This is a genomic window from Micromonospora sp. 050-3 (genome assembly GCF_046549335.1).
In the GTDB taxonomy this organism is placed as follows: Bacteria; Actinomycetota; Actinomycetes; order Mycobacteriales; family Micromonosporaceae; genus Micromonospora; species Micromonospora trifolii.
This window is the reverse complement of record NZ_JAJPVX010000001.1, coordinates 1211096-1222441: the sequence shown is the minus strand read 5'-3', so window position 1 is coordinate 1222441 and position 11346 is coordinate 1211096. Positions and strand designations below refer to the sequence as shown.

The window sequence follows — 11346 nt, the reverse complement described above, 5'->3', positions numbered from 1 at the left end:
CGGAGAGGCACGTCATGCGTATCGTTCTCGCCGGTTCGACCGGCGTCATCGGCCGCCGACTCGCGCCGATCCTGACCGCGCAGGGGCATGAGGTCATCGGGTTGGCCCGCAACGGCCCGGTCGCCGTCGACGTGCTCGACCGGGACGCGGTGGCGGCCGCCGTCCGCGACGCCCGGCCCGACGTGGTGATGCACCAGCTGACCAGCCTGAGCACTGGCGACTTCGCCGCCAACTCGCGGCTGCGTCGGACCGGGACCCGCAACCTGGTCGACGCGGCGCTCGCCGCCGGGGTACGCCGGATCGTGGCACAGAGCATCGCCTGGGCGTACGAGCCGGGCGCCGAGCCAGCCACCGAACAGACGCCCCTCGACCTCGACGCCGCGGAGCCGCGGCAGACCAGTGTGGGCGGTGCCGCCGCGCTCGAATCCGCGGTTCAAGAGGCGCCCGAGTGGGTCGTGCTGAGGTACGGCACCCTCTACGGCCCGGACACCTGGTACGCCCGCGACGGCATGATGGCCCAGTTCGCCGCCGCCGGCAAGGTCCCCGCCGACGCGGACGTGAGTAGCCTGCTGCACATCGACGACGCCGTCGCCGCCGCGATCGCGGCTCTGGAGTGGACCACCGGCGTCGTCAACGTCTGCGACGACGAGCCCGCGGCCGCCTCTCAGTGGGTGCCCGCGTTCTGCGCGGCGGCCGGGGTGCCGGCGCCAGCGGTGACCGAAGGCGAGCGGCATGGCTGGGCGCGGGGAGCGAGCAACCATCACGCCCGCGCGCAGCTCGGCTGGAGCCCGACCTATCCGTCCTGGCGGCAGGGATTCGCCACCGTGTGAGCCGTCCGCGCGCGCTCGCCTTGCTCCCCCGAATCCGTCACTGCCCGGTCGGCGGGTCGCCCGGACGTGGCCCTGAGTCCACCGGCCGGCGAAGGCGCTCAATCAACTCGCGGGCCGCCTCGGCGTACCGCTGCTCCGACCCGCGGGGCCGGTGTCCCTGGATCGGCGGCGGGACGCTGTCGCCGGGCAGCGGCACCACGTCGGCGGGATCTCGTAGCCGGCGGTCCACAGTTGCCGCCGGCCGGCCGACGCTAACCGGCGCGACTGTTCGGTGGGCGGAGAATATCCAGCCGCCAATCGAGTCGGTGTCGCGCCACAGGTTCACCCACCGCCACTCGACCCGATCGCCGATTTCGTGCAGCACCTCGTCGTCGACGAAGGCGGGGAACAGTCGCGCGTAGAGGCGGCTCAGTGGTGACCCATGGGTGAGCAGAGCGACCCGGCTGCTGACGTGGGGCGGTAACTGGAGGACTGTCGCGGCGGCCAGGACCGAACCGTGGCTGTGTGCGGTGAGCAGCACGAGGTTGCCGCGTCCGACCAGGTACGTGATTCGGCGAGTCAGCTCCGGCACGGCTCGTTCGGCGTAGCAGGGTGGCGCGAACGGGTGGGCTGCCCGGGGCCAGAACGTGCCGAGGTCCCACAGGACACCAACGTGGCGCCTGAATTCGGCCGTCCGGTAGGCGAAGATTCCGCCGACGGCCAGGGCGAGGATGATCGCGGCGATCCCCCAGCTCCCGAACGCGATGGAGAAGGTGATCAGGTCGCCGGGCACCCGTGCGTACCGCTGCACAGACTCGCTCGGAAGCAACTCCAGCAGACCGAGGGTGGTGGTGGCCGTGCCGATCCCGGCCAGGCAGGCGTAGACCACCGCCAACGGGATCAGTCTCTCCGTGAAGCGAGCCCTGGCTATCGCCTTCTGCACCTGCCGCAGTCGGGTCGCGGCCCTGGGCGGCCGGTCCGGGTAGTCGCAGGAGACAATCGCCGCCGCGGCACGGAGTCGGCGCCGTCGAGAGATGAGGATGACCGGAACCGCTACCACCAGCGTGAACAGCACTGTCCGGAGAAAGCCGAAGATCGCCCAGGTGAACGCTGGCGGCAGACCGGAGGCCAGACCCTCTCCGGTAGGCGCGTCGCGGTCCAGGAAATCCGCCACCCGGTAGACGAACTCGGCGGACACTGCCACCGCCAGGCTGACCGCGCTGGCCGCGATCACCAGTGCGCCCAGCCCGAGCAGCGGGATGGTGTCCCGCCGCCGGCCCCGGGGCCAGAGAAGCACCGCTCCAAGGGCGGCCAGCAGGGTCGTCTGGGCAACGAACAGCGTGGTGAGAACTGCGCCGTAGCCGGGTAGCCCACCCCCCTCGTGCCACGGTGCCGGGCTGGCGAGGACGTGGGCCGTCACCACAATGGTCAGGGCCACGGCCACCGTCCGCACCGTGCGGGTGATTCGGTCCAGTCGCTGATCCGAGGCCGCCCGGTCGAGCAGCGGGGGCAAGCAGAGCAGGACCACGCAGCTGGCCAGCACCGTCCCGGTGGCCACGGCCAGTGCAATCGTGATGGCCGAGGCGCCGGTCGCGGCTCGGGCGGCGAGCAGAGCGACGTCCAGTGTCGCGAACGCCGCCGCGACGTGAATCGAGCGCAGCCGACCCACCAGCGGCCCGGCGTCCCACTGACCGATCCCGCTGAGTCGATGCTCGGAGACCTCGTCCGCGGGAGCGCGGAACGCGTCGAACATTTTCCCTGGCCGCGTGCCGGACCGCCAGAGCAGGCCGATGGCCGCGGCCGGAACCACCGCGAGGACCGCGAGGCGCAGGCCCACCGGTTGCCCACCCAGCCAGGACAACCAGGTGCGCCCGGCCAGGCAGCGTGACGAGCCCATGCACTTCCACGCGATCAGGTCCAGCGTGACGCCGACGAAGGCGAGCACGTACAGCGCGGTGAGCGTGAGCGCCAGCAACCGGCACAGGGATCTGACCATCCCATCGGAGCCAGGGTTCGCCGGTCGCATCCAGATCGCGAGGTTGGCCAGCATGAACGGCAGGAGGAACACCAGCGTCAGTGTGCGGACCACGCTTCCGGCGGGCAGGTCACCCCAGCGGTACGCCTCCGTCACCCGCTCGCCGCTACGGCAGGAACAGTCGCGGCGGGGCCGGTAGAAGCCCCCACTGCGGTCGCCCGCGACCTGCTCGACCTGCGACACGTTCAACACCTGCGCGGCGCTCGCGCTGGCGGCCCCGTGTACCCGTAGCTCCACCACGTCATCGGACATCCCCGGCCCGCGTGACCGCGCTGATGCACCCGACATCGGCCCCTCCGAACGGTGGCCAAGCCGGGTGAACCAGCCCTCGCGCCACTCGCGGCGGTGTACCCCGCCCGGCCGAGACCAACCGTGGGCCTTCCTCGCGCTTGGCTGGACGCTTGCAGGTCCTCGGGCCGCCGCAAATTCCCGTGTCGATGTGGTAGGCGGTGGCTAGCGTACGCGGATGAGCACTGTCCCGAGGGCCGGACTGCGGCTGCGATTTTGCGCCGATCCGGGCGAGTTCCTGGCCGCTGCCGGTGACTACCTGAGCGCCGATCCGGTCGTCAGCACGGTCGTGACCACCATCGCGAACCGGCACTTGTCGCAGCGGGCCGAGGGGATCTCGCAGCCCGACCGCAACTGGTGGCTGGTGGTCAGCGACGACTCCGGCGCCGTGGTCGGTGCCGGGATGCGCACGGCGCCGTACGCCCCCTGTCCGCCATTCCTGCTGCCCATGCCCGACGAGGCGGCCGTTGCGCTGGCCCGCGCACTGCACGAGCGCGGGGAGGAGGTCCTCGCGGTCAACGGGGCCCTGCCCGCCGTTGACCTGTGCGCCGCCGAGCTGACCCGCCTCGGCGGCGGTCGAGTCCAGGTCAACCAGCACACACGGCTGCACGAGCTCGGCGAGCTGACGTGGCCGCCACCGGTGCCGGGCGGGTTGGTGGCCGCGACCGAGGGCGACGTGGGACTGGTCACGGAGTGGTCCGCCGCCTTCATGGGCGACGCCGACGAACAGGCGGGCCGCCCGCGCGGTGCCAGCGCACACGAAGTGCCCGACCGCGCGGAGATGCTGCGTCGGCTCCACGCCGGACGACTGTGGTTCTGGGTCGACGGAACTGGGGAGCCGGTGCACCTCACCGGCGCCAACCCGCCGTCGTTCGGGGTGGCCCGCCTGGGCCCGGTGTACACACCGCCGGCTCAACGCGGACGCGGGTGGGCCAGCAACGCGGTCGCCGAGGTTTCCCGGCGAATTCAGGCCGAGGGCGCGCGGGCCTGCCTGTTCACCGACCAAGCCAACCCGACGTCCAACAAGATCTACGCCGCCCTCGGCTACCGGCCGGTCGTCGACATGGCCAACCTGGTCATCGTCCGCGAGGCGCTGAGCTCGCGGCACCACGTCGACCGCGGCGGGCCTGAATGACTACCGGCAGCGGGCGGGTTCGTCGTCGCCCGGCTCGACGGAACGAGGATGACGGCTTTCCGGAGCGCTCTCCGCTGATCGGCAGCCGTAGGAAACGGTTGTCCCCACCAGCAACACTGCTCCTGCGAAGAAGTAGGTATTGATTGCGATGCCGGTCCAGAACTCGCCCGTGGAGACGTCCGCCACCCCCACGAAACCACCGCGACGGATACCGGTGACCATCAGAAGATTCTCGACCATTCCTGGAACACCCCGGATGACGAGCAGCACGCTGCCGCACAACAGTGGCGTCAGAAGTAGCCACCGGGGAAGATGTCGAGCCCACGGGCGGACTGTGGCGAGAACGACGGCTGCTCCGATGGTCGACATGGAGATGAGCACCACGTTGAAGATCACGTAGGCCCTCATTCCCCACGGTCCATCACCGGTTGGATCGGGCCCAGGGAAGAACACCAGGATCACGTGGGACACCACAAAGAAGATCAACCAAGCCAAGGCGCCGTACGCCCAGCGACGACCTCTGAAAGTGGGCATACCAGCACCCTCGCCAAGCCAACACCGTGACGCCTCCCGCCCTGGGTGGATTTCACTCCCCCGGAAGAGCGAGGTGCGGGAGTGTCAACGCACCAAACCCGGCAATTGTTGACAGCAAGGGCTGTTACCGGGGTGCCACTCTCGGCATGATTCTCCGTTCGCCGGTGGCGGCCATCGAGTGCATCGCGCCGCTGGCGAGCGGGATCAGCCGGGCCAGGCCCGACTGTCCGTTGCGCCGGGCCAGGTCGGGCCCGAGGCGAGCCATCAGGAGGGTGAGCGCCGGCAAGGGCCGGACGTAGAGGGTGATGTCGCTGATCAGGCCGTCGGCACCCAGGCGCAGTCGCTGGGCTTCGTAGAGACGCACCTCGCCGACCTGCGCCTCGTAGAAGAGCGCCACGGTGCGACCCTCGGCGACCTGGTCGGTGTAGGTGATGTCGTCGATCGCGGCCAGGGCCACTTCGAGCAGGGTGCGTACCTGCTGGCGGCCTTGGAAGGTGAACTGCTCGGTGATCGGCGAGACCAGTGTGACATCAGGGCTGAGGGCGGCGACCGCACCGGCGGCGTCACGGGCCTCGCCGGCGGTCCGCCAGGCGGCGACGGAGTCATATGACTGATCCACTGGTACTCCCCCATATCTGCTGTGGACACCGGAGGCTCTGGTGCCGCATGCCGCTGTCACGTCTAGAACGCTTCGGCAAACGGCTCTTCTGCGGTCGGCAAGCTCGTCCCGCAGCGGTCCGTCCGGCATTGATGGCTCGGGAGTGTACGTCCACGGTAGACCGTCATCGGCATCCGCGACGCCCTCGGCTGACAACCGGGATCGCCGCCTGACACGTCAGAGTTGATCCGGCTCGACGCCCAGGCGATCGAGTGCCGACTGAACCGCAATCACGGTGCCGGCTGGCTGGCGGAGTTCGCTGACCCCAAAGCGGCAGGCGCAGTGGGCCGACCTCAACGCCTGACCTCACATACTGGTTAGTACTGACGTGCCGATCGGCGGATACTCGACCGGTGATCTATGCGGCAGCGGGCGACTGTGCACCGGAGGACGACGACGCCGAGCCCGTCGACCTTGACTGGGAGCGGGCCAGCAACCTCAACCACTGCCAGGAACCCGCGGACATCGACGCGGCCTTCGACCGCGGGGAACAGCACGTCGGGGCCGCACTGATCGCCCTGGTCTACAACAACCCCGATACCGACGCGGTCCTGCCCAGGGTCGCCCGCGGGTTACGCTCGCCCAATCCGGAGACACGCCGGCAGAGCCTGCTCGCGTTGATGCACACCGCCCGGCTCCACGGCCGGGTGGACGACATCACCCTGGAGTTGCTTCACGGACTGCTGCACGACCGCACTCCGATCAGCGCCGGGAGCCGGTACGAGGTGTGGGGCACGGCGACCCAGACGGTCGGCGACCTCAAGGTGTTCCTCCCATCCGAACAGCTGCCCGCCTGGGTGAACGCCTTCACCGACTACTGACGGCCCGGGCTCGCCGCTCGTGCAGCCAGACCAGCACCACCATGGCGATGTTGACGGCGCCGAGGATCAGCAGGGACGCGTCACCGGAGTCGCTGGACCGGTCGATCGCGAAGGCCTCGCCGTCGGCCATCACCGTGTTGACGGTCGTGAACAGAACGTTGTTGGCGACGTGGAAGGCGACCGGCACCTCGATGCCGCGGCTGATGATCGCCATCAGGCCAGTGCTGATGGCGACCACGGTGTAGTAACCGAACAGCCAGGGATCAGCCGACCGGTGGACCACGGCGAAGCCCAGGCCGGAGACGACGAGCCCGACGACCAGGGCCGGGCGGACCGCACGCACCCAGGACGCGGCGGCGGGCAGCACGGCACTTCGGAACATCAGCTCCTCGCCGACGGCCTGCACGTGGGTGCTCAGCACGATGATCACCAGCATGCCGACCGTCGTGCCGGTGACACCGAACGCGGTCCACCCCCGGGGCGTCGGGCGCGACCAGCGCCACGACACCGATCCCGGCACCCACCAGCAGCGCCGTGCCGATCAGGTAGTACGTCAGGCGGCGTGCGTCGAAGGCTCGGGGTGAGCTGATCAGGCTGCGCCACGGCATCTTGGCGATCCACACCAGGAGGAGGATCGCGAGAGCGCCCGCCGCGCCGATGCTGAGGTTGACGGCCAGGAACTTCAACGGCGTGAAGGTCGCTGGCATCGGGTCGGAGGCGCGAGCTTCCTGCGTTCATCGGGGTGCTTGCTTTCGAAGGGGTGGGCATCCCCATTGCAGCGCTCGCCGCGCCTCGCCGGCAGTGCCGCCGCGTCACCACGTCACCGTGACATTTGGCCGTACGCGTCCCGACCACCGTCACAAGGTGGGGATCGCGGCCTCGGCCGCCAGGGCGATTACAGCCAGTCGTGTTCGCGGGCGTAGCGGGCCGCTTCGTGGCGGGTCCGGGTCTGCGTCTTGCGCATCGCGTTGGAGAGGTAGTTGCGGACGGTGCCCGGAGCGAGGTGCAGCCGAGCGGCGATGTCGGCGACCGAGTAGCCCTCGCCGGTGACCCGCAGGACGTCGGCTTCACGGTCGGTGAGGGGGGAGTCGTCGGTGACGGCGAGCACTGACACGTCCGGGTCGATCCAGCGTTTCCCCGCGTGCAGGGTGGCGATGACCGAGGTGATGTGGGCTGGCTCGGCGGACTTGCTGACGAAGCCCTGGACGCCGAGCTTCAGCGCCTTGCGCAGCACGCCGGGGCGGGCGTGCCGGGTCAGCATGAGGATCACCTGCTCCGGTCGCTCCCGGCGGATCTCGGCGACCGCGCCCAGGCCGTCCACGCCCGGCATCTCCAGGTCGATGACCAGCACGTCGGGCCGGTGCCGCAGGGTGGCGGCGATCGCCGTCCGGCCGTCCTGCGCCTCGGCGAGAACGGTGATGTCGCCCTCCATCGGCAACAGCGCTGCCAGGGCCGTGCGCAGCAGGGCCTCGTCGTCGGCGAGCACGATGGTGGTCATCGGCCGTCCCCCGTGACGGTCGGGGCCGCGTCGGCCCGAGCGGGTGGGAAGACCGCTGCGGTCAGGAACCGCCCGTCCTTCTGTTCCACTGTCAGCTCACCCCCGTCGCCCGCCACCCGTTGCCTCAATGCCGCCAGTCCCCGGAGCTCGGGGGGCGCGCTGGCGGTCACGCCGTCGTTGGCGATGGTGATGCCCGACGCGGCGAGCGTGATCTGCACCTGGGTCGCCTGCGCGTGCCGCAGGATGTTCGTGGTCGTCTCCCGCAGCACCTGCCCGAGCAGTTCGCTGGCGCGGGCATCGACCTCGGCCTCCCGGGTCACCCGGACCCGGATGCCGGCGGCCTCGAACAGGTTCTTCGCGTTCTCGATCTCCGCTGTGAGGTTGAGCCGCCGTTGCGCGTAGGCGAGTTCCTTGGTCTGCGCGATGGTGTCGCTGACCAGCGTGTACGTCTCCCGCAGCTCCTTCTCGGCCCGAGCGGTGTCGCGCAGCAGCAGTCGCTGGGCCAGGGCGATCTTCAGCTTGACCACGTGCAGGGTGTGGCCCTGGATGTCGTGCAGGTCGCTGGCGAACCGCACGCGCTCCCGGACGACTGCCAGCTCCGCCTCGCGTTCCCGAGTCTGTTCGAGCTCCCGGATGAGGTCGTAGAACCGCTCGCCCAACACAGTGAAGAGCGTCACGAGGACGGTGAGAGCTGTCGGGATGAGAACGTAGGTGACCAGGACGCCACCAATGTCGTCAGGCTGCACCAGCAGCCGCGCCGCGCCGACGGCGGCGACGTAGGTGAACAGCCCGGCCATCGTCCGAGCCCGGTGTCGTCGCACCTCGCGCAGGGCAAGCGAACCCACGGCGCAGACACCCCAGTAGGCGTTGGGGCTGCCAGTCACCAGGACCCCGAGCGGCCAGACCGCTGCCGCTACGACCAGGCAGGGCAGCGCGACCCGGGCGAGGTCGTTGGCCGTCCACCGTTCGAAGGCCACCACGGCCGCCACGGCCCCGGGCGCAAGGACGACAATGTGCCACCAGGCACGCGCGTCGGTCCAGAGCAGGACCACAGCGGCGAACACCACCGGCGGCAGTGACGTGGCGAGGTTGAGCCGGCGCAGTCTTCCCTGCGTCGACTCGGTGAAGCGCTGCGATCTCGCGGTCACCATGTCAGTATCCGGCAGCCAGGGGCCCCGACCAGTGACACCACGTCACATGCGGTGATGACGTGGCGCCACTGACAGGTCGGCCGCGCCCGCGCTGTCATTGGTCCATGTCCACCACACCCATCATTGAAGTCGAACGGCTGAACCTCACCTACGGCGACTTCCACGCCGTGAAGGACCTCTCCTTCGAGGTACGACCCGGAGAGCTCTACGCACTGCTGGGCACCAACGGAGCCGGGAAGACCTCGACCCTGGAGGTCGTCGAGGGACACCGGAAGCCAACCTCGGGCACCGTACGCGTCTTCGGGCGCAGCCCCGACGACCGGCGAGCGGTACGTCCCCGAATGGGCGTCATGCTCCAGGAGAGCGGATTCTCCCCGGACCTCACCGTCCGCGAGTCCGTCGGTCTGGTCGGTCGGCTCACCCGACGCACCGACGACGTCGACCGGGTGCTCGACATGGTCGACCTCACCGGCCGAGCCGGCCGCAAGGTGTCGCAGCTGTCCGGCGGGGAGAAGCGGCGGCTGGACTTCGCCACAGCGGTCTACGGCACCCCGGAACTGATCTTCCTGGACGAGCCGACCACCGGCCTCGACATCCAGTCCCGCGATGCGGTCTGGGCGACGGTGGACCGGCTCCGGGAGAACGGCGCGACCATCGTGCTCACCACGCACTACCTGGAGGAGGCGCAACAGCGCGCGGACCGGATCGGGCTGATGCACGAGGGCGCCTTCCACCGGGAAGGCACCGTCTCCGAGCTGACCCGCACCCTGCCCGCGGTCATCCGCTTCTCCCTCCCGGCACCGGCGCCGACGCTGCCGGTGCGAGCCGCCGTCGACGCGGGCGGCAAGGTCGTGGTCGAGACCTTCGAGCTGCAGAAGGACCTGCACCTCCTGCTCGGCTGGGCGCAGGACCACGCCGTGGAAATGCGGGACCTGGCGGCAGGGCCGACCCGGCTCGACGACGTCTTCCGCGCCATCAACAGTTGATCCGATCTTCCGCGAGGAGCCTCACCGTGTTGTCCATCGCGTCCAGCGAACTGATCCAGATCTTCCGCAACCGGCTGGTACTGATCACCAGCCTCATCATCCCGGTAGTCGTCAGCGCGTTCTTCGTCCGCCAGCACGAGACCTACGCCGCCCTCGGCAGCCTCGGTTACATCGCCGCGATCGTCCTGTTCACGATCACCGCGTTCGGGCTCTACGCCACCGCCGTCACCACCCTGGCCTCCCGACGGCAGAACCTCTTCCTCAAGCGGTTGCGCTCCACCGCCGCAAGCGACACCAGCATCCTCGCCGGCCTGCTGCTGCCCGTACTCCTTCTCGCCGTGGTGCAGGTGACCGCGATCCTGACCGCCCTGGCAGTGGTCGCCGGCGGACCGGCGAACGTCGCTCTGCTGGTGGTGGCGTTCCTCGCGACAGTGGCCATGATGATCGGCTTGGCGTTGGCCACGGCCGGGCTGACGAACTCCCCCGAACACGCCCAGGTCACCACCCTGCCCGTTACCCTCGGAGTGATCGCCATGGCCAGTTGGGTGGGCATCTCCGGCACCGAGAACCTCGCCTGGCTCAAGCGGCTGCTGCCCGGCGGTGCGGCCACCGAACTGACAATGAACGCCTGGAACGGCGGCGTCGCGGTGACCGACTCCCTGCTCCTGCTCGCGCCCACGCTCGGTTGGGTCGTCATCGCCGTCGCTCTGGCCACCCGACTCTTCCGCTGGGAGCCCCGCCGATGACCACTGAAGCCCGGTCGGACGCGCCGACCCTGGTGGAAGATCTCCTGCTGCTCCTGTTCCAACCCAGGTCCGGGACCATCGCGGGAGAGAACACCCTCTTCTACGTCCTCGGCGGAGCCATTCTCGCGGACCTCGCCCTCGGCGACCACCTGACCACGGCGGACCGGGGTCGGCTAGGGAGCGTGGCGGGTCACCCACCGTCGGACGGCCTCCTGCGCCCGGCCTGGGACTACCTCGCCGAGAAACCGAGAGGGGTGCAGACGGCCCTGGCCGCGATCGGTCCCGCCCTGCGCCAGCCGGTGCTGGAGCGGCTCATCGAACGAGGGGACATCGACCAGGAGCCCCGAAAGGTGCTCGGCCTGTTCCGGACGACGGCCCTGCGGGGCGGCAGGACCGAACGACGGGCCGCCCTGCTCGCCGACGTTCGGCGGGTCCTCGTCGACGGCGCGGAGCCGCAAGCGCGGGTCGCCGCGCTCGCGGCGCTGCTCTCGGCGAGCGGGACACTCCCGCAGTTCCACAGCGAGATCCCGTGGACGTCATCGGTGATCAGCCGGGCCAAGGAACTCGAGCGGGGCACCTGGGGTGCCGACGCTGCAGCGGCAGCCGTGACCCGCACCGTGACGGCCACCGTCGTCAACAGCGCCATCGCGGCCATCACAGTGCTTCCTCGAAGCTAGGGCGCGCG

Annotated in this window: 12 protein-coding genes; 6 read left to right on the top strand and 6 right to left on the bottom strand. The window is 69.9% G+C overall.

Features of this window, described 5'->3' with window-relative positions:
• The first annotated feature begins 14 nt into the window (after nt 1-14).
• A complete protein-coding gene (locus ACLJOK_RS05635) occupies nt 15-830 on the top strand; it encodes an NAD-dependent epimerase/dehydratase family protein (protein ID WP_410816576.1) in 816 nt (271 codons plus the stop codon).
• A gap of 37 nt (nt 831-867) precedes the next feature.
• Here the strand turns inward: ACLJOK_RS05635 and ACLJOK_RS05630 are convergent, their stop codons facing one another.
• Entirely contained in the window at nt 868-3081 is a 2214-nt protein-coding gene (locus ACLJOK_RS05630) for a hypothetical protein (protein WP_410816574.1), read from the bottom strand.
• A 229-nt stretch (nt 3082-3310) separates the two neighbouring features.
• Here ACLJOK_RS05630 and ACLJOK_RS05625 point away from each other — a divergent pair, with 229 nt between their 5' ends.
• A complete protein-coding gene (locus ACLJOK_RS05625; RefSeq protein ID WP_410816573.1) occupies nt 3311-4267 on the top strand; it encodes a GNAT family N-acetyltransferase in 957 nt (318 codons plus the stop codon).
• Here the strand turns inward: ACLJOK_RS05625 and ACLJOK_RS05620 are convergent, their stop codons facing one another.
• A complete protein-coding gene (locus ACLJOK_RS05620; RefSeq protein ID WP_410816572.1) occupies nt 4268-4801 on the bottom strand; it encodes a DUF3995 domain-containing protein in 534 nt (177 codons plus the stop codon).
• Between the two features lie 124 nt (nt 4802-4925).
• Entirely contained in the window at nt 4926-5420 is a 495-nt protein-coding gene (locus tag ACLJOK_RS05615; RefSeq protein ID WP_410816571.1) for a nuclear transport factor 2 family protein, read from the bottom strand.
• 392 nt (nt 5421-5812) lie between these two features.
• On the opposite strand from ACLJOK_RS05615, the gene ACLJOK_RS05610 reads away from it, so the two are divergent.
• Nucleotides 5813-6280, top strand: coding sequence for a hypothetical protein (locus tag ACLJOK_RS05610; RefSeq protein WP_410816570.1), 468 nt, complete (start codon nt 5813-5815; stop codon nt 6278-6280).
• On the opposite strand, the gene ACLJOK_RS05605 is transcribed toward ACLJOK_RS05610, so the two are convergent.
• The 3 genes from ACLJOK_RS05605 to ACLJOK_RS05595 form a co-directional block, all read right to left on the bottom strand.
• Nucleotides 6267-6800, bottom strand: a complete 534-nt coding sequence (locus ACLJOK_RS05605; RefSeq protein WP_410816569.1) for a CPBP family intramembrane glutamic endopeptidase — start codon at nt 6798-6800, stop codon at nt 6267-6269. The two genes, ACLJOK_RS05610 and ACLJOK_RS05605, sit on opposite strands and share 14 nt — an antisense overlap.
• A 375-nt stretch (nt 6801-7175) precedes the next feature.
• Entirely contained in the window at nt 7176-7778 is a 603-nt protein-coding gene (locus ACLJOK_RS05600) for a response regulator (RefSeq protein WP_410816568.1), read from the bottom strand.
• Nucleotides 7775-8929 carry a sensor histidine kinase gene (locus tag ACLJOK_RS05595; protein WP_410816567.1) on the bottom strand — a complete coding sequence of 385 codons (1155 nt, stop codon included), beginning with the start codon at nt 8927-8929 and terminating at the stop codon, nt 7775-7777. The genes ACLJOK_RS05600 and ACLJOK_RS05595 overlap by 4 nt, the downstream gene beginning before the upstream one ends.
• 104 nt (nt 8930-9033) lie before the next feature.
• On the opposite strand from ACLJOK_RS05595, the gene ACLJOK_RS05590 reads away from it, so the two are divergent.
• From ACLJOK_RS05590 to ACLJOK_RS05580, 3 genes are read left to right on the top strand one after another with little or no spacing between them, the layout of a single operon-like run.
• On the top strand, nt 9034-9915 hold the full coding sequence (locus ACLJOK_RS05590) for an ABC transporter ATP-binding protein (protein WP_410816565.1): 882 nt from the start codon (nt 9034-9036) through the stop codon (nt 9913-9915).
• Between the two features lie 26 nt (nt 9916-9941).
• On the top strand, nt 9942-10661 hold the full coding sequence (locus ACLJOK_RS05585; RefSeq protein WP_410816563.1) for an ABC transporter permease: 720 nt from the start codon (nt 9942-9944) through the stop codon (nt 10659-10661).
• Nucleotides 10658-11338: a GOLPH3/VPS74 family protein gene (locus ACLJOK_RS05580; protein WP_410816562.1), complete on the top strand. Its 681-nt coding sequence runs from the start codon at nt 10658-10660 to the stop codon at nt 11336-11338. Before ACLJOK_RS05585 ends, ACLJOK_RS05580 begins: the two co-directional genes overlap by 4 nt.
• The last annotated feature ends 8 nt before the right edge of the window (nt 11339-11346 follow it).